At 45.3% G+C, this 22,084-nt stretch carries 20 protein-coding genes; 16 read left to right on the top strand and 4 right to left on the bottom strand.

Annotated features, from left to right (window positions below; all coding sequences use genetic code 11):
• Positions 1–7 precede the first annotated feature (7 nt).
• The 7 genes from PAHA3_RS13925 to PAHA3_RS13895 all read left to right on the top strand — a co-directional run bounded on the left by PAHA3_RS13925 (position 8) and on the right by PAHA3_RS13895 (position 7,697).
• Positions 8–853, top strand: coding sequence for a TlyA family RNA methyltransferase (locus tag PAHA3_RS13925; protein ID WP_062835263.1), 846 nt, complete (start codon positions 8–10; stop codon positions 851–853).
• An 84-nt stretch (positions 854–937) separates the two neighbouring features.
• On the top strand, positions 938–1,423 hold the full coding sequence (locus tag PAHA3_RS13920; RefSeq protein ID WP_062835262.1) for a hypothetical protein: 486 nt from the start codon (positions 938–940) through the stop codon (positions 1,421–1,423).
• Between the two features lie 84 nt (positions 1,424–1,507).
• Entirely contained in the window at positions 1,508–1,957 is a 450-nt protein-coding gene (ahrC, locus tag PAHA3_RS13915; protein WP_062835261.1) for a transcriptional regulator AhrC/ArgR, read from the top strand.
• Positions 1,958–2,195: 238 nt separating this feature from the next.
• The gene (gene recN, locus PAHA3_RS13910; RefSeq protein ID WP_062835260.1) at positions 2,196–3,914 is read left to right on the top strand and encodes a DNA repair protein RecN; all 1,719 of its coding nucleotides are present in this window, start codon (positions 2,196–2,198) and stop codon (positions 3,912–3,914) included.
• Between the two features lie 120 nt (positions 3,915–4,034).
• On the top strand, positions 4,035–5,363 hold the full coding sequence (gene spoIVB, locus PAHA3_RS13905; RefSeq protein WP_062835259.1) for a SpoIVB peptidase: 1,329 nt from the start codon (positions 4,035–4,037) through the stop codon (positions 5,361–5,363).
• A 195-nt stretch (positions 5,364–5,558) separates the two neighbouring features.
• Positions 5,559–6,365, top strand: a complete 807-nt coding sequence (gene spo0A / locus PAHA3_RS13900; protein ID WP_062835258.1) for a sporulation transcription factor Spo0A — start codon at positions 5,559–5,561, stop codon at positions 6,363–6,365.
• Positions 6,366–6,743: 378 nt separating this feature from the next.
• Positions 6,744–7,697, top strand: a complete 954-nt coding sequence (locus PAHA3_RS13895) for a GGDEF domain-containing protein (protein ID WP_062835257.1) — start codon at positions 6,744–6,746, stop codon at positions 7,695–7,697.
• A gap of 298 nt (positions 7,698–7,995) precedes the next feature.
• On the opposite strand, the gene PAHA3_RS13890 is transcribed toward PAHA3_RS13895, so the two are convergent.
• Positions 7,996–8,808 carry a FlxA-like family protein gene (locus tag PAHA3_RS13890; protein WP_062835256.1) on the bottom strand — a complete coding sequence of 271 codons (813 nt, stop codon included), beginning with the start codon at positions 8,806–8,808 and terminating at the stop codon, positions 7,996–7,998.
• Between the two features lie 273 nt (positions 8,809–9,081).
• On the opposite strand from PAHA3_RS13890, the gene PAHA3_RS13885 reads away from it, so the two are divergent.
• From PAHA3_RS13885 to PAHA3_RS13865, 5 genes are all read left to right on the top strand, one after another.
• Positions 9,082–10,980, top strand: a complete 1,899-nt coding sequence (locus tag PAHA3_RS13885) for an AraC family transcriptional regulator (protein WP_167350888.1) — start codon at positions 9,082–9,084, stop codon at positions 10,978–10,980.
• A 189-nt stretch (positions 10,981–11,169) separates the two neighbouring features.
• Complete coding sequence (locus PAHA3_RS13880) at positions 11,170–13,143, top strand: AraC family transcriptional regulator (protein ID WP_062835254.1); 1,974 nt, start codon at positions 11,170–11,172, stop codon at positions 13,141–13,143.
• 159 nt (positions 13,144–13,302) lie between these two features.
• A complete protein-coding gene (locus PAHA3_RS13875) occupies positions 13,303–14,340 on the top strand; it encodes an NAD(P)/FAD-dependent oxidoreductase (protein ID WP_062835253.1) in 1,038 nt (345 codons plus the stop codon).
• Between the two features lie 396 nt (positions 14,341–14,736).
• Positions 14,737–15,387: a hypothetical protein gene (locus PAHA3_RS13870; RefSeq protein WP_062835252.1), complete on the top strand. Its 651-nt coding sequence runs from the start codon at positions 14,737–14,739 to the stop codon at positions 15,385–15,387.
• Between the two features lie 534 nt (positions 15,388–15,921).
• Positions 15,922–16,398 carry a hypothetical protein gene (locus tag PAHA3_RS13865; protein WP_017687614.1) on the top strand — a complete coding sequence of 159 codons (477 nt, stop codon included), beginning with the start codon at positions 15,922–15,924 and terminating at the stop codon, positions 16,396–16,398.
• Positions 16,399–16,525: 127 nt separating this feature from the next.
• On the opposite strand, the gene PAHA3_RS13860 is transcribed toward PAHA3_RS13865, so the two are convergent.
• Complete coding sequence (locus tag PAHA3_RS13860) at positions 16,526–17,125, bottom strand: thymidine kinase (protein ID WP_062835251.1); 600 nt, start codon at positions 17,123–17,125, stop codon at positions 16,526–16,528.
• 176 nt (positions 17,126–17,301) lie between these two features.
• Between PAHA3_RS13860 and PAHA3_RS13855 the strand changes: the two genes are divergently transcribed.
• Positions 17,302–17,514, top strand: coding sequence for a hypothetical protein (locus PAHA3_RS13855; protein WP_062835250.1), 213 nt, complete (start codon positions 17,302–17,304; stop codon positions 17,512–17,514).
• A gap of 8 nt (positions 17,515–17,522) precedes the next feature.
• Here PAHA3_RS13855 and PAHA3_RS13850 read toward each other — a convergent pair whose 3' ends face one another.
• On the bottom strand, positions 17,523–17,870 hold the full coding sequence (locus PAHA3_RS13850) for a potassium channel family protein (RefSeq protein WP_062835249.1): 348 nt from the start codon (positions 17,868–17,870) through the stop codon (positions 17,523–17,525).
• A 65-nt stretch (positions 17,871–17,935) separates the two neighbouring features.
• Positions 17,936–18,253 carry a DUF2627 domain-containing protein gene (locus tag PAHA3_RS13845; protein WP_062835248.1) on the bottom strand — a complete coding sequence of 106 codons (318 nt, stop codon included), beginning with the start codon at positions 18,251–18,253 and terminating at the stop codon, positions 17,936–17,938.
• 233 nt (positions 18,254–18,486) lie between these two features.
• On the opposite strand from PAHA3_RS13845, the gene lpdA reads away from it, so the two are divergent.
• The 3 genes from lpdA (at position 18,487) to PAHA3_RS13830 (ending at position 22,068) form a co-directional block, all read left to right on the top strand.
• The gene (gene lpdA / locus PAHA3_RS13840) at positions 18,487–19,911 is read left to right on the top strand and encodes a dihydrolipoyl dehydrogenase (protein WP_062835247.1); all 1,425 of its coding nucleotides are present in this window, start codon (positions 18,487–18,489) and stop codon (positions 19,909–19,911) included.
• A gap of 139 nt (positions 19,912–20,050) precedes the next feature.
• Positions 20,051–21,079, top strand: coding sequence for a thiamine pyrophosphate-dependent dehydrogenase E1 component subunit alpha (locus tag PAHA3_RS13835; RefSeq protein ID WP_062835246.1), 1,029 nt, complete (start codon positions 20,051–20,053; stop codon positions 21,077–21,079).
• A gap of 2 nt (positions 21,080–21,081) precedes the next feature.
• Entirely contained in the window at positions 21,082–22,068 is a 987-nt protein-coding gene (locus tag PAHA3_RS13830; protein WP_062835245.1) for an alpha-ketoacid dehydrogenase subunit beta, read from the top strand.
• The last annotated feature ends 16 nt before the right edge of the window (positions 22,069–22,084 follow it).

Here is a 22,084-nt window from a genome sequence, read left to right as displayed (position 1 = left end):
GAAAGACATGTCACTCCCGAAAGAACGAATTGATGTTCTGCTGGTTGAGCAGGGCTATTATGAAAGTCGTGAGAAGGCAAAAGCTGCAATCATGGCCGGACTGGTGTATGCCAATAATGAGCCGATCGAAAAGGCGGGCATGAAAATTCCAAGGGAAGCCGAGCTGAAAGTTAAAGGCTCGGTACATCCCTATGTCGGCAGAGGCGGATTGAAGCTCGAAAAAGCGATCCGTCATTTCGGCCTTGATATGAATGGACTTGTCATGCTCGACATCGGTTCATCCACCGGTGGTTTTACGGATTGTGCACTACAGCATGGTGCGTCTCATGTATACGCTATTGATGTGGGCTATAATCAGCTCGACTGGTCTTTGCGTAATGATGAGCGGGTTACCGTGATGGAACGAACCAATTTTCGCTATGTGACTCCCGAAGATCTGACGGGACCTGTGCCGAATTTTGCGAGCATTGATGTGTCGTTCATTTCATTGCGAATCATATTGCCGCCACTTCTGGCCCTTTTGAATCAACCTGCAGATATCGTAGCATTGATTAAACCTCAATTTGAAGCAGGGCGTGAAAAAGTAGGCAAGTCCGGTGTGGTACGTGATACGAAGGTACACAAGGATGTATTGCAGACGATGCTTCATTTTGCGAGTCAACTTGGTTTGCATTTGCAGAGTTTAACTTTTTCACCCATTACCGGTGGAGAAGGTAATATAGAATTTCTCGCACATTGGCGTCTGGAAGCACCAGATGCAACACAACCAGAGAACGATCCAGCTTCACTTGATGCACTTGCGGAGCAAGTTGCGAAGGAAGCAGCTCATACATTTACGGGAAACTCATCATAAGATGGGTTTCTTTTCGCTGGAAAGATGATTGGTGTAAAGGGAAATCGTTACTGGATCTCGAATATATCTTCGAGGTGAGCGATAATGGATGGACAATATGACACAATCGTTATAGGTGTACTTGCTGTCTGTTTGATCTTGTGGCTGTTCTTTGGCTTGCGTAATTGGGTGAACCGACCGATGCCTGTAAGCTTGTCTGGAATGCAGCTGAACGTGAAAATTCAGGATTCCCCGGCATTGGATTTGCTTGAAGCCCAGGGTTACGAAGTCATCGGTGGCAAAATGAAAGTTCCTCTTGCTTTTGAGGCCAATGAATCCGTTTATTACAGCAGATTATTCATTGACTATGTTGCAGAACGTGAGGATCTCAGATATCTGGTGAAGACGTCTCGTCGCAGACAACCACTTGAAATGACCGGACCGGCGTTAAGGGATCGCTTCCTCAATTATCTGTTATTATATCCGGGCTGTGAAGGGCTGCTGTATGTTGACGTCGAGGATTCCGATATTAAGTTAATCAGGCTCATGGACTATCAGGAAGATGTGTATGATGGGGATGATCTGGACTAATATAAAAGAATGAACATTGCAGGGCCAAGTCTGCGGCGAACTACACTTGCTGCTTTATTGCAATACATTTAACTGGAGGCATGTATGAAAGGACAAAGGCACATCAAGATTCGTGAAATCATTAGTCAAAATGAAATTGAGACCCAGGATGATCTGGTTGAAGCATTGCGCCAATCAGGTTTTCAGGTGACTCAGGCGACGGTATCCCGGGATATCAAAGAACTTCTGTTAATCAAGATTCCTATGGATGATGGACGGTATAAGTACTCTTTGCCGACAGATCAACGATATAATCCGATTCAAAAGTTGAAGCGTGCACTCGTGGACAATTTCCTGCACATAGATCACACGAACAATCTGGTTGTGATGAAATGTTTGCCGGGAACAGCCAACTCCATTGCAGCTTTGCTTGATAATATTGAGTGGAATGAAGTCATGGGAACGATCTGTGGAGATGACACCATCCTCATTATCTGCCGGACTGAAGATAACAGCGTGACTGTTATTGAACGCATCATGGGTTATATTGCTTAAAGTGCGTGCTCAAAAAGATTGGTTTTCAGTACCGAGAAGATGGGATGAAGCTAGAAATGGAGTAGCGGAGCGTAGGGAAACTACGTGAGCAACGGACATTTCGGCTGAATTCCATATTCGATGCTGATGATGCCACCAGGCATCCTTCGTAATCAAAAGCGGACTTTTTGAACAACCTCTTGAATCAATGGTTCAAAAACATAATTTCTGAGTTAGTCATCCGGAGGTGTTTTTGCAGATGTTAGTTACTTTATCGATTCGCAATCTGGCTGTGGTGGAAGAAGTGGACGTCGTATTCCATCCGGGGTTCCATGTACTTTCAGGGGAAACGGGTGCGGGGAAGTCGATTATTATAGATGCACTTGGCTTAATTGCCGGTGGGCGCAGTTCAGCGGATCTGATCCGGTATGGATGTGAGAAGGCAGAGATGGAAGCCCTGTTCGAGATGGAGCAGAGTCATCCGGTATGGCAGACGTTAGAGAAGCTGGGTATCCATTGTGAGCCGGAAGAGCATTTGGTCATTCGGCGTGAGCTGAATACACAGGGAAAAAGTACTTCCCGCATTAATGGGCAATTGGTCAATCTGACGATGCTGAGAGAAGTTGGCGAGAAGTTGATCAATATCCATGGACAACATGAACATCAGAGTTTGTTGCGTGCTGAGAGCCATCTGGGGCTTCTAGACACCTATGGCTCGGAAGTCATCGGACCGATCAAAGCGAAGTATCAGGAGCGCTACAGCAAGTTTATCACGGCGGAAAAAGAACTGCGTGCGCTTCAGGAGTCCAGTCAGCGTGCATATCAGCTCTTAGACATGTATCGCTTTCAACTTGAAGAGATCGCAGCCGCAAGCCTTACACGAGGTGAGGATGAATTACTCGGGGAAGAACGGGTCAAACTATCCCATAGTGAGAAAATGATGGACAGTGTTGCTGGTGCATATGATCTGCTCAGTGGTCAACGCGGGCTTGAAGCTGTGAGCATTGCTCTTTCTAGAATTGAAGACATATCTGGCTACGATAGCAAAGGTCTGCAACCGATTGTAGAGCAGTTGCAATCGGCATTTTATCAATTGGAAGATGCGACATTCCAGTTAAGGGATTACCGGGAGAAGATCGAATTTAATCCGGCAAGGCTGGAAGAAGTGGAGCAAAGGCTGAACCTGATTTCTGGCCTCAGACGGAAATACGGGGACAGTGTTGAACTCATTCTGAGTTATTATGATCAGATTAGCCATGAAACCGACCAGCTGGAGAACAAGGACGAACGGCTTGAGAAATTGCGAGCTGAACGTGACAAAATGCTTAATCTTGTGATGGAGTCTGCTGAAGAACTCAGCAAGGTTCGCAAACAATGTGCCGAGGAGCTGGCTGCTCAGGTGGAGAGTGAGCTCAAGGATCTGCAGATGGAGAGAACTACACTGCGTGTTCAGATCACTCCATTTGAAGATCCAAAGGGCATTGAATGGAATGGACGCCGTATTCGTCTGAATCGTCAAGGTGCGGACAACGCAGAATTCCTGATCTCACCGAACCCTGGTGAGCCACTGCGACCATTGGGCAAGATTGCTTCGGGTGGTGAGTTGTCGAGAATGATGCTGGCGATGAAGAGTATCTTTGCACGACATGACCGGATACCTGTGTTGATTTTTGATGAAGTCGATACAGGCGTTAGCGGTAGAGCAGCGCAATCCATTGCGGAAAAACTGTTCCGCTTGTCTTCGACTTGTCAGGTTTTCTCAATAACTCACTTGCCACAAGTGGCTTGTATGGCAGATCATCAGTATCTCATCGAGAAACATGTCTACGATGGACGGACGATGACACAGGTGGAATCGCTGTCAGACGAAGGCAGAGTGAAGGAATTGGCACGTATGCTCGGCGGCGTGGAAATTACAGAAAAAACGCTGCATCACGCACAGGAAATGCTGAATTTGGCGGAAGCCAAAAAAGGGTGAAACGAACGGCTGGCGTAATGTTTGACAGTAATAAAAGCCTGGGGGCGAGGTTATCTTATAGGTACGCAATTGGCGACCACCTTTCGTCAAGCGAAAGAAGCAAAGGGAGTGTGACAGCCATTGAATTCCCCCCTCAGGAAGAAATTGCTAGGTCTTTTATTTGCCTTCTTTCTTTGTGTGATTAGCCAGGCTCTTCAGCCTGTGCAAAGTTATGCTTCACTGCCCGATGAATTGCAGGTGTTTGCTGGCAGGCAAGCTGATGTTAGGCTCGCTGTACCCGCTGCTTCAAGCGCCGTTGTAGATCGTCCTGATATCGTTGGTTTGGATGATCAGGCTGCGATGCATGTTACCAGGCAACAACCTTTGCATCTTCACCCCCAACAAACGGGACATGCCAAATTAACGTTAAAGTTGTGGGGTAAAATTCCGGTCAAAACAGTGCATGTGAATGTGATTCCGGATTTGCGTGTTGTACCCGGGGGTCAAACCATTGGCGTCAAGGTTAAATCGGCGGGCATTCTGGTGGTCGGACATCATCTGGTCCGTTCCGGTCAGGATGAGCGTGTATCGCCCGGAGAAACAGCGGGCATCAAGCTTGGAGATCTCATCACGCATATGGATGGTAAACGTCTGGATGGCGTGTCAGGCGTCTCCGAGGCCGTTGAACTTGCAGGCAAAAGTAAAAAAGGCATCGATGTTGTATTAAAGCGTGGTAAGGAAACGGTTAAGACACGATTGACTCCGGCATACGACTCTGAGGATCAAGCGTGGAGGCTGGGCTTGTACATTCGTGATTCTGCAGCCGGTGTTGGTACACTTACCTTCTATGCTCCCGATCAGGGCGTATATGGCGCACTGGGCCATGTCATTACAGATATGAACACACAGACATCTATTGTTGTGGGTAGTGGTCAGATTGTTCAGTCCAATGTAACGTCAATTTCGAAGAGTGAGACCGGTGATCCGGGTGAAAAACGTGCTCATTTCCTTAAGGAAAGCAAAATTTTGGGCAATATTGAACGTAATACGGCTTTTGGCATCTTTGGTAAAATGTCCGGAAATCCTGAGCACAGTCTGTATTCGAAAGGCATTCCCGTCGCTTTCTCTCATGAAGTGAAAGAAGGCCCAGCCGAAATCCTTACCGTCGTTGACGGTCAACAAGTTGAACGCTTCTCGATTGACATTGTTCATGTAGCAGATCAATCTGAGCCAGCGACGAAAGGTCTGGTACTTCGAATCACGGACCCGAAATTGTTGGATAAGACCGGAGGCATTGTTCAAGGGATGAGTGGTAGCCCCATTGTGCAAAATGGTAAATTGATTGGTGCAGTTACTCACGTATTTGTCAATGATCCGAAATCGGGTTACGGTTGCTTCATTGAATGGATGTTACAAGATGCTGGCGTTATGATGAAAAAGGAAAACGATAAGAACCTCAAGGCTGGCTAAACAGCCCTGAGGTTCTTTTTTGTCGAAAGGAAACATAATATATCGGATAATGAAACAAATTATTTATTATATAGGATCAAGAAAAAAAAATAAAGAAAAATAATTTTCGACAGGAGGAATTTAACTTGCTGTGTCGAAAATTTAACCTGTAAGGAAATGTACGAAACGATGTTTAATTTAAAGGAGGATACCGTTTTGCAAAAAATTGAGGTATTGCTGGCCGATGATAATCGTGAATTTACGAATTTGCTTGCCGAATATATATCTGAACAGGAAGATATGGAAGTAACCGGTATTGCATACAATGGAGAAGAAGTACTGCAATTGCTGGAGCAAACTCGGGATGTGCCGGATGTATTGATTCTGGATATTATCATGCCTCATCTGGATGGACTGGGTGTGCTTGAGCGCTTGCGCAACCTGAACCTGTCTCCACAGCCTAAAGTCATTATGCTTACGGCATTCGGACAAGAGAATATCACACAGCGTGCCGTGCAACTCGGAGCTTCCTATTACATTCTTAAGCCGTTTGACATGGAAGTGCTCGCGAATCGTGTGCGTCAACTCGTGGGAACCCAGACGGCGATGTCCACAAGCAGCGGTTCATCCATGTTCATGAAATCCAATGTCGTACCAATGGGCAAACACAAAAATCTGGATGCCAGTATTACGTCCATCATACATGAAATCGGCGTTCCTGCGCATATTAAGGGATATCAGTATTTGCGAGAAGCGATTACGATGGTGTATAACAATATCGAAATTTTGGGAGCCATCACCAAAACACTGTATCCGGCGATTGCCGAAAAATTCAAAACGACCCCGTCCCGCGTCGAACGTGCGATCCGTCATGCCATTGAAGTGGCATGGACTCGTGGTAACATCGACAGCATCAGTCACTTGTTTGGCTACACGATCAACATCAGCAAGTCGAAACCAACGAACTCTGAGTTCATCGCGATGGTTGCTGACAAGCTGAGAATTGAGCATAAGGTAAGCTGAAAGGGTCAGGAGTAGTGATTGGGCAAGAAATTTTGGATTCAGATTAGATTCTAACCAAATGAAATTTGGCGGTCAATAACTGAATTCCTTCATTTCATGCCTCTAAACTTCTATCATATATGCCAACGAATACCGTCAATTATTGGATTTTAAATATCCAGTAAATGACGGTATTTTTGCATGATTGTTTTGAATTTTGAGATCAAGCATTAAAGTAATCTCCCTATAGAAAAATTCAGATAAAGGAAATAATTTATAAACTTTTACCTTCAGTTAACGCTTTTTCTAGTAGAAAGTGGTACGATGTGACCATTGACAAAGACCTACATATAATTTGGAAGTACGGATTAGATGCTACGAATAGAGGAGTAGAATAGTATGTTTACGCAAATAGGCGAGATTGCTGAACCAATTCCTGTAGTGCGATCTGATTCAAAATGCGATATCGTTTATCATCTTTTCAAGTCCAATCCTCATCTCGAAGGTATAGCTGTTATGGGGGAGAAGGGTGTGTCGTTAATGATGCGGCCCCGATTCTTTCAGCAGATTGGCACACAGTATGGATATAATCTGTATATGGGACGTCCTGTAGAACTGGTGATGAATACGCAGGCACTGGTGGTGGATTATTCGGAACAGATTACAGATGTCAGTGTTCTCGCCATGGATCGAGATGAAGGGGAAATATATGACCTTGTGCTGGTCACGTCGGGGGACAGTTTCTTTGGAGCTGTGAGTATTCGTCGTTTGCTGCTTGCTGTTGCTGATGTACGTGCCGAAATGGCGATTTTTATGAACCCGCTAACAGGCCTTCCCGGGAACCATATCATAGATGAAAGGCTGTCTCAGGCTCTTCAGTTGGACCATTTTAGCGTACTGTACGTCGATCTTGATCAGTTTAAATCCTACAATGATAGCTACGGCTTCAAAATGGGGGATCAGCTTATTCAGGCGACAGCTAACTTGCTTCGCAAGCTATTTGTATTCCCTGAAGCTTTTCTTGGACATATCGGTGGTGATGATTTTATTGCGATTCTAAATCACCATGATTACAAGCATATAAGTGAGGAAGTCATTTCAGGCTTTGAGGAAATGAAGAAGACGTTCTATAACGAACGTGATTGGCTTCATCAATATGTTTTGGGAGAAGGACGCTCCGGGCTGAATCGGCCCATTCCTCTCGTGTCTGTTTCCATCGCGGTTGTAACCAATAGCAAGCAAAATTATGAAAACATAGATCAAATTATCGATGAGGCCACACGCATCAAAAAAGGTTGTAAAGCGATAGCTGGCAGCATCATCTGTGCCAATGATACCGTCAGTAATCCGTGATAGAAATAAGAAATAATCATAGTCTATAAATTGAAATACATTTATAAGAGAACGTAGAGTACACAAGGAACCTAAAGAAGTGATCTAACAGCTTTCTATAAGAAGCTTTTTCCGAATTCTAGGCTTCGCCTTAATACCCATACGTTAAAATGCAGAAAAACCGCTACGTATCAGGAGTAAGTCACCTGTCCTAGCGGTTTTCTATCATTTGATGCGTGCGGGGCGAAGGCAGTGTTTTGAAAAGAAAACACTTCAACCCAAATATGTATACATATAAGCATGTTTGATCAGAGCGTACTCAGATTCGAATATCGACGGATGGATATGAAGCAGCAGGAGATGCAGAAGCCTGAGTTTGCGGGCCGTTTCCGGATTCCTGATCTGTGGTTCCGCCATCGGATGGCATCTCCTTACTTCCCGTTTTCTTTACCTCATTTACTTCCTGATCTTCTTTCCCAGAGGCTGCAGAGTTAGGAGGTAGTACCTTTTCTTTAGGTGCGGGCTGATGGATCTCTTCCACTAGTTCTCCAAACTTCTGGTTGACCTTGTTCAACTGCGCATTAATGTCCTGAACGACCTCTCGCTTTGCCTGAAAGACAGTGCGCTCTGCATTTTCCAGCATCATTGATTTGCCGAGATCGAGTTCATTTCCGGGAGGATTGATTTCCAGAACAAGTCGGTCGAAGCGGGTTTCTCCTTCGGTGATCTGAATGGAGCCCTGCATGCGATCCCGCAAACCGACCAGCTTACCCAATTGATCATAAGTCTGACTATGTTTAATGAGATGATCCAGTGAAGGGGCTTGTGTCTCGTCGCTTGGTTTGGGATGTTGCTGTTGAGCCTTTTCAGGCTGTCTTAATTTGTTCTTTTCCTGCAATTCCTCAGATTTAATTTGCGCAATCTGACTGTCAATCTGGGATATGGAGCTTGTTAAGGATTTAATTCGCTGAGCTTTAGTTTTGGTATCCAACTCGTCATTGGATTTTACCCCTTGCATTTCTTCATTGAGCCGAATTTTCTGCTGCAAGAGCCCCTGGATTTCTTTATCCCGATTGGAGACTTGATTCCCCGGAGTAAAACTGCTTTTCGTTGCAGATGAGATTGAATTCATATCCTCTGTTCTCCTTCTACGCTTTATCATGGTTCTATTTACATATATCGGATGTTAAGAGAAGGATTTGAATAGCTTTTATTTCATCTAAAAGGATTCATTCAAGTCGCTTGTATTGCGTACTTCATCCTAATAATTGATAATGGTTATCAATAAGTGAGTAGATAGAAGTTCAGACACAATCTATGTAGACGGAGATGGGTTAGCAAAATGTGGAATGATTATTATATACTCTGGAACTATGCTGCGGTGAGTATAACAGATATCCGATACATGGAACTCGAGGCATACGAGGAGATGAAATACAAATTTCCGACAAGTACTTTTGTCCTCACCTTTCAAGGTGAGGCCGGAGTGATGATAGACAACCAAACGTATGAAGTGAGCCGCTTTTATGTTCTCCATGGGGGAAAAGGGAGTAAGTTGGTAATTCAAGCCGGCGAAGCCGGATTACGCTTATATTACTTGATGTACAAAGCGAACCTGCCTAGTGGAGGGAGAAACGATCTTGGAAGGTTAATGGAGCGTATCAATCCGTTCCAATTGAACTATGGGTTTAGCCCTAATATGCCAACCATTCTATATGAGCAATTGAAACAGATGCACTTTTTGTGGGATCAAAAGAACCCCATTCAGCACTTTCAGGCCAAGAGTTTGTTCTATCCCTTTGTGGAGCAGATATCATTACAGATTCCTCGTGTATCCAATCGTTATCCGAGTATTGTGGATCAGGTCAGCAAAGTCATTGAAATTGTAGAATCTTCATACAAAGAGCCGCTTACGCTACATGTTTTGGCAGAAATGATTGGCTCCAGTCCAAGAAGTTTGTCACGCAAGTTCAAGCAGTCCACCGGATATAGTCCCATCGATTATCTGATTCAGTTTCGTTTGTTCAAAGCCAAGGAGATGTTGCTGCAAACGGACGCCACGTTGGATGAGATCGCAGCAGGCATCGGTTATCCTGATGGATACTATTTGGGACGTATGTTCAAGAAACATACGGGTCTTTCTCCTCTACAATTCAAAGAAAAGACCTCAGCACCGCTGTATTGGCCTGATCTGACATTAGGTGTGGCGCGAAATGACATTTCCAGAGGTCGAAGTGGAAGGTATGTTTATACTGATGGTGATAATCATTATCAATATAAGCATGGAGGGTCAATAAATATGAACAGACAGACAAGAACGGGAATGCTGCTTAGCATTTTACTAAGTCTTACGTTACTGCTAAGTGCCTGCTCAACAGGTGTTGCCAGTACTTCGAGCGGAGATGCATCCGGAAGCAAAAGTACGTCAAGTTCCACAAACACAGTAACAGCGGATAATCAAAGCAAAACATCAGAACCACGTACAATCTCAACAGTTAAAGGAGATATTACAATCCCCGCTGAACCTAAACGGATTGTAGTTGACTTGTATTTGGGAAGTCTCATTGCTCTGGGGATCAAACCGGTGGGTACACCGGAGATGAACCTGAAGAATCCTTATTTTATCGAATCACTTGAGGGCGTGCAGAATATTGGTGAATATGAAACCATCTCTTTCGAAAAGGTGTTGGAGCTTGAACCGGATTTGATTGTGACAGGTAATCCAGATTTATTTGATTCCTTTAGCAAAATTGCACCTACCCTGGTTGTTCCTTACGGGGAATTGAAAAACACCCATGAAGAGATCGCCTACTTTGGGGAAGTGCTGAATAAAGAAAAAGAATCCGAGGCATGGTTAGCTGATTATGACGCAAGAATTGCAGATGCGAAGAAGCGCGTTGGTGAGGCGATTGATCCAGCAGCCGAGGTGTCGGTCATGCAGTTTTATGATAAAGGACCGTTGGCCTTTGGTGATAATTTTGGTCGGGGAGGTCAGGCAGTCTATAGCGCGCTTGGTTTGAATCCTCCTGCAGATAAAAAAGAGATCTTAATGAAGGATCAACTGGTTGAAGTTTCATCGGAAGCGATTCCTGAATTTGCCGGAGACTACATCATTCTAACAGCAGATAATCTGACCCTGGAAGAGTTGAAATCCAAACCGGTCTGGAGCTCACTGGATGCGGTTAAGAATGATCGAGTGTTTATCTGGAGCCCGGATCGTTCCTGGTACTTTGACCCGATTGCAACATTGGATCAGACCGAGGAATTGGCCGCGTGGTTTACGAAGATCTCTGAACAAAAATAAATGTAATGAGTGCTCGATAAGATGAAATCCATTTCCAGTCTAAATTACAGTTGATAATGAAAATTATTATCATCTATAATGAGAGGTATATTAGTGAACCTCTGCTACGCATATGTTATAGGATGTGTGGTAGAATGATGACCTTGTAAGGTCTTTGTACCGGGTGAGACTGGGATTGGAGAGTATTCGATGCAATTAGACGAACAGATGAAATGCTGGAATCAAGCCGCTGTTAAGGTTCTGGATATACGCCGGATCGTTATGGAGGCGGGAGCGCACCTGGATGCCTATACACTTCCGGCAAATGGTTTTATATATACGATTCGAGGATCGGCTCAACTTCAATTGGATGGACAAACATACAAGGCAGAGCGATTTTATATGCTTCATGGGGCGAAAGGATCTTCACTGGATATTCAAACCAACGAAGATTTCGAGTATATTCTGCTCTATTACAGAGCATTCCTGGCCTTTCCTAGTTATCGCAAAAAGTGGTTATTGGCACAGCCTGAGGTTGCACCGTTCTCTTTGCAATATGGATTTACGCCAAGTAGTCCGCTTGGGTTGTTACGTTACCTTGATGAGCTTGAAGGTGCATGGGCACAGTCTGGCAGTTTGGATCTGCTTCATACGAAAAGTTTATTTTACCAATTCATTCATGAAATGATGGTTCAGCTGGCAGAGCAGGAGATCAAAACAGAGCTTGCTGATCCGGTGAAACAAACGCTTCGTTACATACAGAACCATTACAGGGAACAGGTTACGCTTGATTTCTTGGCTGAACAATTCAACTATAGCTCCCGGCATTTATCCATGCAATTCAAACGACAGACGGGTTACAGTCCGATTGATTATTTAATTCAGACCCGAATCGCCAAGGCTCGCAATCTCCTTTTGCGATCGGATGCAACGCTGAGTGAAATTGCAGCAGAAGTGGGTTATTCGGATGTATATTATTTTAGTCGTATTTTCAAAAAACATGTGGGGATCTCTCCGATTCTATACCAACGAAAGATGAGAGAAGAGGCGCGAAGAGAGGATCGTCCATTGCAAATCTCTGAATCGTCCATTGGCCGGAGATGGAAGTCGGGATATATTGATTATGAGAATCATTATCAATATATAGACGGAGGGTCTACATCAATGAAAAGAAGAAAAACAAGTTCCAGTATGATCATGGTTGCATTATTGAGCATAACGATGCTCCTTGCAGCCTGTTCTTCAGGTACAGCACAAACACCAGCAGCTGGCGAAGGAGCGGGTGCCGGTTCCAATAACAGCAGTACGGCAGTGTCATCAGACACCGGAAGCCAGACGAACAAAGACAATGAAACACGCACAGTCTCAACGGTTAAGGGTGATGTGGTTGTTCCAGCCAACCCCAAACGGGTTGTTGTATTGTATCTCCAGGGGGATGTCGTCGCACTTGGAGTTAAGCCAATTGCTACCTCAGATGTATACGACGGGGCTGCATACAAGAGCGAGCTAGAAGGTGTAAACGCACTGGGTACCTGGTTTGAACCGAATCCTGAAGCTGTTATTGATCTTGATCCGGATCTGATCATTGTTCCTTCAGAAGAGACGTATACGTTATTAAAAGATATTGCACCTACGGTATATATTCCGTATGAGAAATTGTCTACAGAAGAAAGACTCCATAGTATAGCAAGCATTTTTGGCAAAGAGCAGGAAGCGGAGACGTTAATCAACAATCTCAACACCAAAGTTGAAGAGAGTAAGAAGACTCTTGCAGATGCAGGCATACTGGACAAAACAATCTCCATTGTAGAGGGCGGTTTGAAAGGTATGGTCATTGTAGAGAGCAAGCAATTTGGCCGGGGATCTCAGGCGGTATATGAGTACTTGGGGATGAAAGCACCTGAAGTTGTACAGAAAAAAATTGATGTGGTTTCGGACGCGGCCGGCTCCAACATCTCCATGGAAGTACTTCCTGAATATATCGGGGACTATGTGTTTCGCTCGGTGTATGAAGGAGCAGATAACTTGACGGATAATCCAATATGGAGCAGTATCCCTGCGATCAAAGAAGGTCGTCTGATTGAGATTGATTTCGATTTCTTCTATTATTCGGATATTTATTCAATCAATAAACAGCTTGATTTTGTCGTGGAAAAGCTGTTGGCGGCTCCAAGAGCACAATAGTCAAGAGCGAACTTGTTGATAGAAGTTTTGTACAAGAAATGTTTGTTTTTTAGCCATTGTAATTTGATAAGATTACCATTAAACTAGGACTTAAGTGATAATGAGAATCGATATCAAATACTCGATGTTCTGGATCGAATTAACGGAGGTATTTTCAATATGAATCAGCAGTTGGAACTTTATGATGTAACCATTATCGGCGGTGGCCCAGCGGGCATGTACTCTGCCTTTTATAGCGGCATGCGGGATATGAAGACCAAGTTGATTGAGGCACGTGACAGATTGGGTGGTCGCATGCTCTTTTATCCGGAGAAAATGATCTGGGATGTTGGAGGTGTGACGCCAATTCTGTGTGAAGATCTGATCAAACAGTTGGAAGAACAGGCACGAACTTTCGAGCCAACCCTTGTATTTGAACAACAGATCGAAGGATTCGAACGTCAACCTGATGGCACGATTCTTTTAACTTCAGCAACAGGTGAACAACACTGGACACGTACTGTCATTTTGGCAATCGGATACGGCATATATAAAATGGCCAAGTTGGAGCTTGAGGGTGCAGACCGTTATGAGGTTAGCAATCTGCACTATACGGTGCAGGAACTAGAGCCATTCCGTGGTAAACGCGTCCTGATCTCAGGTGGTGGCGACTCTGCTGTAGACTGGGCAAATGAACTGGAAGCACTGGCAGAGCAAGTTACCGTTGTGCATCGTCGTGACCGCTTTGGCGGGCTGGAGCGTAATGTACTGCGTATGAGAGAATCCTCTGTAGATGTCCGGACACCTTATGCGGTAGAGACACTGCATAGTTTGAGTGGCGATGTGATTGAGCAAGTGACCATTTCACACGTGGACACAGGCGAAACTGAACTACTTGAAGTGGATGCTGTCATTGTAAACCATGGCATGAAGAGTGATTTTGGTCCAATCCGGGATTGGGGACTTGATCTTGGAGAATGGCATGTTACTACGACAGAGAGATTGCAAACAAATATTCCCGGCGTATTTGCCGCAGGCGATTTTGTAGATTATGGTAGCAAATTGTACCTGATTGCGGGTACTTTCACGGATGCAGCCCTCGCGGTAAACAGTGCGAAGCTATACATGGACCCTGAAGCGGAGAAAGTAGCTTATGTTTCTTCCCATAACAGCCGCTTTAAGGAGAAAAATAAAGCTCTTGGTGTTGTAGAAGAATAAAGTCTGCGTTTGGATACGATTAAGATGACTTTGGGTTCATTCCGAAGTCATCTTTTTTTGCATAATATGGGTAATAAGAAGGCATAATTGGCACAAGATAGAACACGCTTAGAATTGAACATGAATCACCAAATGTCTATAATAAGGCTGAGAAACTGTAGAATGACACTATATAAGTTGAAATAATCATTTACACGATAACGGAGAGGACAGAAAAAATCTGAAAAAGCGAAGCGGTCGCCTTTATCACCGGATTTTCCCTTAAGAAAAAGGGAATCGAAAAAATCTGGGGATAACAGCGATTGGAAGATTGTTCTGTCATCGTAGTGTCAGTGTAAATAAACTTTAATTCAACTTATATAGATACAATAAATAGATGAGAGTGGAGTGCGGCGTATGAAGAAGGGTTCACAACCACAACGAGGTTTCACCTTCATCCAGCGGTGGTTCAAACGACCTGATAAGAAAAAGATCAAATGGTCCGAAATGTATCTCGCACTTGCCGGTGCACTTCATCGCTTGTTTGTTGAAGGGCGGCGTGAACGTTCAGCAGCCAAACGGTTACATCAGGATTTACCCATCAACGCTTTGGGGGAGATGAAGCTGGAGCCAGGGGATATCGTGTACACACCAAGCTCGGAATCCACCTATTACGCCGGGCATATGGGCATTATCGGACTCGATGGGAAAGTGTATCATGTGCACCCTTATGGGCCTGTATTTGCGGACTCATTGGATTGGTACCTTACACGTTTCTATGAAGGAGATCGCTTCATTGTATTCCGTTCCAGACTGAATGAGGCAGGCATGAAGGCAGCCGGGTGGGTACAGGATCATTACAAACAGGTCAAATTTTACCGTTTACAGACCAATCTGCGCAGTATTGAGCGCAATTACTGCTCCAAGTTTATATACCAGGCCTATCAGTTCACATCCGGACTGGACCTGTGGAGCCGCAAATTTACCCGAATGAATCAGGGATATATTTATCCTTTTCGAATTGAGCGCTCACCAGAGCTGGACGTTCTGGGAACTTTTTATAAATAAGGTTGGAACCGACTAAAATGCTGTTCTTCCGAAAGTAAGAAAGCAGGTTATGTCGGTTTTTTTTATATGTGTAGAGATTAAAAACAGGAAAAACGCTCAAAACGTCGAATAGATTATGAGATAGGCATGCACAACTTGGAATCGTATACATAAAAAAAGGCGCGATGATTTTTAGCCCAGAGCAAAAAAACGACTACAAAAGTAGGCGAACAAGAAAGAGTGAAGCGAGATGAAATGGCCGGGCTTCTTACGCCGATTCCGACTGAACAAAAACGTAGTGAAGCTATCGGACTACACCCCAAAAAAGGAAAGGAGGCACTACTGTTCCATATGTAAGAAAAAGGTTAAATCGGTCGTGCATTATGCAGCTCCACAGGGAAATGTTTCAGGTGTATGCAGTTCCTGTAAGACTTTGGCGGATGAACGAGGAATGTTCCCCATTTAATAAGAAGAGATGCGCTCAGGAAATAACAATTCTTTGATTTATGCGCGTTTTTGTAGTACATTAGCAAATGTATTCGAAGGAGGATTCTAATGTACTCAGGTAGACAAGACGATACTTTATACATCATGACCTACACCTTAAACAGCGGTATCAAGGGTACGGTTCCACTGTCTAATAAGCAGATTATTGAGTGGCTGGATTGCTACAGAAATGAGAAGCGCTTCGTGACCGAAATCGGCAAGGAGTTTTTTGGATTGAATGCAGGATTGGTAGCAGACTTTAAGGTTCAGAATCATTTATCGGATTATCAGCAGACCATTATGCCTACGCAGCAGCAGGATAACCTGGAACGCTTGTCCAGTGCTTATAAATCAACCGAGTTATTAATGAAGATTGATTGTAAATGCGGCACGGCTTACGTGACGGAATCTCCATATAAGCGCACGAAATGGTACTGCACGAAGTGTAAAGAGATTGTATTTTTGGATGCAAAAAAAGGAATGGTGGAAACGTCACGTGGTGACGCTTACTACATGACCAACAAATATTTTGTTTCCCGGGACTAGCGGGAAGTGATCCTGTAAGCATCGCTGCAAAGCGGTGCTTTTTTGTGCAATGGTTCGCTGCCACAAACAAAAAAAGCCCAAAAGGGCTTTTTGGAGGATTTCAGAGATCTCTTAGAAATCTTAAAAATTATGATGAGCATTCAACTTTGTGAGGAGGAATGAAGCAGCAACGACAGCGTGGCTCGTAAGCTTCTGAATCGCCAATCATGACAACCGGACCCAAGGTAACAGGTTCCCCATTGACGATACGTTGCGTAAAGGCAGCATCCGGGCTACCGCATACGGCACAGAAAGCCGAGAGTTTCTCAATGTCATCTGCCATGGCGAGCAAACCGCCGACATATCCGAATTCCTTACCACGGTAATCCATATTAAGACCATCCACAATGACATGTTTGCCACAGTACGCTAGCTCCGAGACGAGTTCCATAATGGCACTGCTGAAAAATTGTACTTCATCAAATGCAACAACATCAGCATCTATGGTTTGGTTCAGGATCATTTCTACGGATTCCGGGGTTAATTGCCGGGGAATGGAATGGGCAGGGAGTCGATAACCAATTCGGCTTACGATCTCGTCCTGGGCAAACCGATCATCCTCGGCTGGTTTGTAGGCCACAACCTTTTTACGGCCAAATTGTATTAATTTCTGACAACGGCGAATGAGTTCACCGGATTTTTCACTGAACATGGGTCCAGTAATTACGGTAATACGTCCTGTTTGCACGGTGCTGCTACTCCTCTCACATACGGGATTCAACAAAAAAAGCGACCATTACAGAGTACCACAAAATCTTTGGAAAGAGCCAGAACTAATCTGTGCAGCTTTGTGTTACTATATGGATTGTTAAGCTATTGGTTCCGGCAGCTGTTAATAGGAGTTATGGAAAAGAGGTGTTTACGATGAGTGAAGCATTAACATCACTTCAAGCGCAATATGAAAGCCTGAAAGAACAGGGATCTCTAGATGAAGCGACGCAGGCCTTATTTGCAGAACTGTTCGCAGAAGCGGAGCGACTGCAGGCAAGTAATCTGACGTTGCGCAGAACGATCTTGAAGTCTTCTTCCAAAGAATCACGTATGTCTACCAAACTGCGGGATGCCTTATACGAATGACCCGGAGATTACTCCGGGTCCTCTTCTGTCTTTAATTTGCGAGGGAATAGAATACCTGCTGTAATTCTGGCAATCATGGCAAAGGTGAGGCCAATGCCTGCAAACATGTAGATCACGGTAAAGGCTTTGCTGAATCCGGTGGATGGCACAAAATCAGGATGTCCCACCGTAGTCAAAGTAACCGCACAGAAGTATAACGCATCGATCCAGTGCAGACCTTCAACACGAGTGTAAAACAAAGTGCCTGACAGCAGTGTTGCTGCCGTTAACGCGAACAGAGCCAGAAACTTGGGGTCTTTGAACGCATGGAAAATGCCCTTGAGTAGTCTTTGTAACGTGATTAGAAATGAAACCATGATGATCCATCCTGTCTATGTAAAGTTGTCGGTATGTGTTGTATAGACACACAAAAAGCCCGGACTCATGGAGTCCTTCCGGGCGTCTCTGCTTTTTCGGGTACACTTTTGGACCGGAAACGGGGACCTACATAATTACGCTTGCGGTCACGGAACAGGATCCAGCCTCCCAGGAAACTCATACCTGCCGCAAAAAGGACAAGTCCACCGGCAAAGGAAAGCCACTGGAAACCTGGTGAGATCAGTTCGTTCCCGTGCTCGGCATAGTATAGGAACAGGGCATCTTTCATCATCAGAAAACCCTTCATTGCCATTAAACCGGGAATGACCAGAACAACAATCGCCAAAAATCGCGCAAAGACTAATCTTGTATTCATGAGCATTATACCCTTTCTGCCAAAGTCGACATTAAATAAAGGTTACGCTTACAGATCATACCTTATTCCATCATAGCTTGGAATGCATAGGCTGTCCATGTGTGATCGCTTCAAATTTTGAGTTGACCGCTCAAGGAGAGTACAATGGCATATAGAGGGTATAAGACAAACCATGATTCAAGCCATCATTATTTTAATAAATCATATTGAAATTTGATTCATAGAGGAGAGCATGAGAGATGCCAATTACATGTGATGTTGCAATACTTGGAGGAGGGACCGGTGGATATGTAGCCGCGATCCGGGCTGCACAGTTGGGGAAACAGGTCGTTATTATTGAGAAGGACAAGCTTGGGGGAACCTGTCTGCATCGTGGCTGTATTCCGAGTAAGGCTTTGCTGAAAAGCGCGGAAGTATACGCCGAGATTCAGGAGAGCGAAACGTATGGTATCGAGACAGCTGGAGCTACCCTTGTATTTCCCAAAGTGCAGGCGCGCAAGGATGCGATTGTGGAGCAGCTTCATCAGGGCGTTCAATATTTGATGAAAAAAAATAAAATTCAGGTCGTACACGCCAACGGTCGCGTTATTGGACCATCCATCTTCTCCCCGCAGAGCGGAGCGGTTGCTGTAGAGTTCGAAGATGGCGAGATGGATACGGTTGTGCCAACCAATCTCATTATTGCTACCGGTTCACGTCCACGCGTCCTGCCGGGCCTGGAACCGGACGGTAAGTTTATTATGAGCAGTGACGAAGCACTGCGTATGGATGAGCTTCCTGCATCACTCATTATTGTCGGTGGGGGTGTGATTGGACTGGAGTGGGCATCCATGCTGAATGACTTTGGCGTTGAAATCACTGTGGTTGAAGCAGCAGCTCATGTGTTGCCTGCCGAGGATGAAGATGTTGCCAGAGAAATGCAGCGATTGCTTGGCAAACGGGGTGTTCGTTTCCTGACGGGTGCCAAGGTTCTAACAGAAACATATAGCACGGATCAAGAGGGCATCCAGATTGATGTGCAGCTTGGTGACGATAAGCAGGAAACGCTGAGAGCGGAGAAAATGCTCGTATCGGTTGGACGTCAAGCCAATGTCGAAAATATCGGACTGGAAAATACAGATATCAAACTGGAACGCGGCTTCATCGCTGTGAACCAACAGTTACAAACCGGTGAAGGTCACATCTACGCCATTGGAGACTGCATCGGCGGTCTACAGCTTGCACATGCCGCAAGTCATGAAGGCATTCTCGCTGTCAATCACCTGGCGGGGGAAACGGTACATGCTGTGGAATCCCATCGTATTCCGCGCTGTGTGTACACACGTCCGGAAGCAGCTAGCATCGGATTCACTGAGCGTGAAGCCAAAGAACGTGGCTATGAACTCAAAACAGGCAAGTTCCCATTTTCGGCCATTGGCAAATCGCTCATTCATGGAAGTCGGGATGGATTCGTGAAGGTGATTGCAGATGCCAAGACGAATGATATATTGGGGGTACATATGATTGGCACCCATGTGACGGAATTGATCGCAGAGGCTTCTCTGGCTCAGATGCTGGATGCCACACCTTGGGAAGTCGGACAAACCATTCATCCACACCCTTCTCTGTCGGAAATCATGGGTGAAGCCATGCTCGCGGTCGATGGAAAGGCCATTGGAATGTAAGCCAAACAGGCTTATGAGAAAGGTCCTTTCCTTTTTTGGGTAAAAGGGATTATAATAAGGTTAAGCCAAGTCTTAGTACCAGGTTATAAGATCGGGTAGTAAGGTTTGCGCAGGCTCTGATTAAAAGGAGGTACCTCATATGAGTTCACAAGGTACTGCAGACGCGGTCCATCGGCATGAACAGCTGGGACTTAGCGATGGTGAAGTATTGGATATGTACAAATACATGCTGCTCGCACGCAAGTTTGACGAGCGTTGCTTGCTCTTGCAACGGGCTGGCAAAATTAACTTTCACGTATCCGGTGTAGGACAGGAAGCTGCGCAAGTAGGCGCTGCTTTTGGTCTGGATCGGGATCACGATTATTATTTACCTTATTACCGCGATTATGGCTTTGTACTGGCGGTAGGCATGACTCCGCGTGAGTTGATGCTGTCTGCTTTTGCCAAAGCGGAAGATCCGAATAGTGGCGGTCGGCAAATGCCAGGTCACTTCGGTCACAAAAAGCTGCGGATTGTGACGGGTTCCAGCCCGGTTACAACACAGGTTCCGCACGCTGTCGGATTTGCATTGGCTGCCAAAATGAAAAAGCAAGAATTTGTTTCTTTTGTTACATTTGGTGAAGGATCAAGCAACCAGGGCGACTTCCACGAGGGAGCCAACTTTGCAGGTGTACACAAGTTGCCTGTCATTATTATGTGTGAGAACAACCAGTATGCGATTTCGGTACCGATTCACAAGCAGCTTAGTGGTAAAATATCGGATCGTGCGCTCGGTTACGGTTTCCCTGGACTGCGGGTAGATGGTAACGATGCACTTGAAGTATACGCTGCTGTGAAGGAAGCACGTCAACGTGCCATAGCAGGCGAAGGACCTACACTGATTGAAGCGATGATGTATCGTCTATCTCCTCACTCCACTTCTGACAATGATCTGGCTTACCGGACCAAGGAAGAAGTTGAAGAGAACTGGAAGAAGGACGGCGTGCTTCGCATGAAGAACTATCTGATTGATTGCGGCATCTGGGACGAAGCCCGGGATGCGGATCTGGCTTCCCAGCTTGCGTTGGAAATGAAAGAAGCGACTGAATATGCAGACAACGCGCCATATCCGAAACCTGAGGACACTCTGACGCACGTTTATGCGGACAGCGAAGAAGGGGGACGGTAAGTATGGCGGTGATGGAATATATTGATGCAATCCGTCTCGCGATGAAAGAAGAGATGGAGCGAGATGAGAATGTCTTTATCCTTGGTGAAGACGTAGGGGTCAAAGGTGGCGTGTTCACCACGACCAAAGGGTTGCAGGATCAGTTTGGCGAAATGCGTGTCATGGATACACCTTTGTCCGAATCCGCTATCGCAGGTGTAGCTATTGGTGCAGCGATGTATGGCATGAAGCCGATTGCCGAAATGCAATATTCGGACTTCATGCTGCCGGCAACGAACCAGATCATTAGTGAAGCGGCGAAAATCCGCTATCGCTCCAACAATGACTGGAGTTGCCCGATCGTTATCCGCGCCCCAATTGGTGGTGGCATCTTCGGTGGGTTGTATCACTCCCAATGTCCGGAATCGATCTTCTTTGGTACACCGGGGCTAAAAATTATTGCTCCTTACTCGGCATACGATGCTAAAGGGCTGCTCAAGGCGGCCATTCGCGATCCGGACCCGGTACTCTTTTTTGAAAATAAAAAATGTTACAAGCTCATTAAGGAAGATGTGCCAGAAGATGATTACATCGTTCCGATTGGTAAAGCCAACGTACTTCGTGAAGGTGCGGATATTACGGTGATCGGCTACAGCCAGCCGTTGCATTTTGTAATGCAGGCTGCTGAGGAGCTGGAACGTGAAGAAGGCATTACAGCACACGTGCTGGATCTGCGCACATTGCAACCGTTGGACCGTGAAGCGATTATTGCTTCCGCTCGTCTGACAGGCAAGGTGCTGATTGTACACGAAGATAACAAAACGGGTGGTGTAGGTGCCGAAGTTGCCGCTATTATTAGCGAGGAATGTCTGTTTGAACTGGATGCACCGATTCAGCGTCTCTGCGGACCTGACGTGCCGGCCATGCCAATTAGCCCAACATTGGAGAAATTCTACATGCTGAGCAAGGACAAAGCCAAAGCAGCAATGCGTACACTTGCCGAGTTTTAATTTCGTTTTTTGGATC

The organism is Paenibacillus amylolyticus (assembly GCF_001570725.1).
In the GTDB taxonomy this organism is placed as follows: Bacteria; Bacillota; Bacilli; order Paenibacillales; family Paenibacillaceae; genus Paenibacillus; species Paenibacillus amylolyticus_A.
This window is presented reverse-complemented; position numbering and strand designations above follow the sequence as displayed.

Coding starts and splice junctions, on each gene's coding strand:
- PAHA3_RS13895 (WP_062835257.1), top strand. CDS start 6,744: ATGTTTACGCAAATAGGCGAGATTGCTGAACCAATTCCTGTAGTGCGA.
- PAHA3_RS13855 (WP_062835250.1), top strand. CDS start 17,302: ATGAGTGAAGCATTAACATCACTTCAAGCGCAATATGAAAGCCTGAAA.
- PAHA3_RS13865 (WP_017687614.1), top strand. CDS start 15,922: ATGTACTCAGGTAGACAAGACGATACTTTATACATCATGACCTACACC.
- PAHA3_RS13925 (WP_062835263.1), top strand. CDS start 8: ATGTCACTCCCGAAAGAACGAATTGATGTTCTGCTGGTTGAGCAGGGC.
- ahrC (WP_062835261.1), top strand. CDS start 1,508: ATGAAAGGACAAAGGCACATCAAGATTCGTGAAATCATTAGTCAAAAT.
- PAHA3_RS13835 (WP_062835246.1), top strand. CDS start 20,051: ATGAGTTCACAAGGTACTGCAGACGCGGTCCATCGGCATGAACAGCTG.
- PAHA3_RS13870 (WP_062835252.1), top strand. CDS start 14,737: ATGAAGAAGGGTTCACAACCACAACGAGGTTTCACCTTCATCCAGCGG.
- lpdA (WP_062835247.1), top strand. CDS start 18,487: ATGCCAATTACATGTGATGTTGCAATACTTGGAGGAGGGACCGGTGGA.
- recN (WP_062835260.1), top strand. CDS start 2,196: ATGTTAGTTACTTTATCGATTCGCAATCTGGCTGTGGTGGAAGAAGTG.
- PAHA3_RS13890 (WP_062835256.1), bottom strand. CDS start 8,808: ATGAATTCAATCTCATCTGCAACGAAAAGCAGTTTTACTCCGGGGAAT.
- PAHA3_RS13830 (WP_062835245.1), top strand. CDS start 21,082: ATGGCGGTGATGGAATATATTGATGCAATCCGTCTCGCGATGAAAGAA.
- PAHA3_RS13850 (WP_062835249.1), bottom strand. CDS start 17,870: ATGGTTTCATTTCTAATCACGTTACAAAGACTACTCAAGGGCATTTTC.
- PAHA3_RS13875 (WP_062835253.1), top strand. CDS start 13,303: ATGAATCAGCAGTTGGAACTTTATGATGTAACCATTATCGGCGGTGGC.
- PAHA3_RS13880 (WP_062835254.1), top strand. CDS start 11,170: ATGCAATTAGACGAACAGATGAAATGCTGGAATCAAGCCGCTGTTAAG.
- PAHA3_RS13845 (WP_062835248.1), bottom strand. CDS start 18,253: ATGCTCATGAATACAAGATTAGTCTTTGCGCGATTTTTGGCGATTGTT.
- PAHA3_RS13885 (WP_167350888.1), top strand. CDS start 9,082: ATGGAACTCGAGGCATACGAGGAGATGAAATACAAATTTCCGACAAGT.
- PAHA3_RS13920 (WP_062835262.1), top strand. CDS start 938: ATGGATGGACAATATGACACAATCGTTATAGGTGTACTTGCTGTCTGT.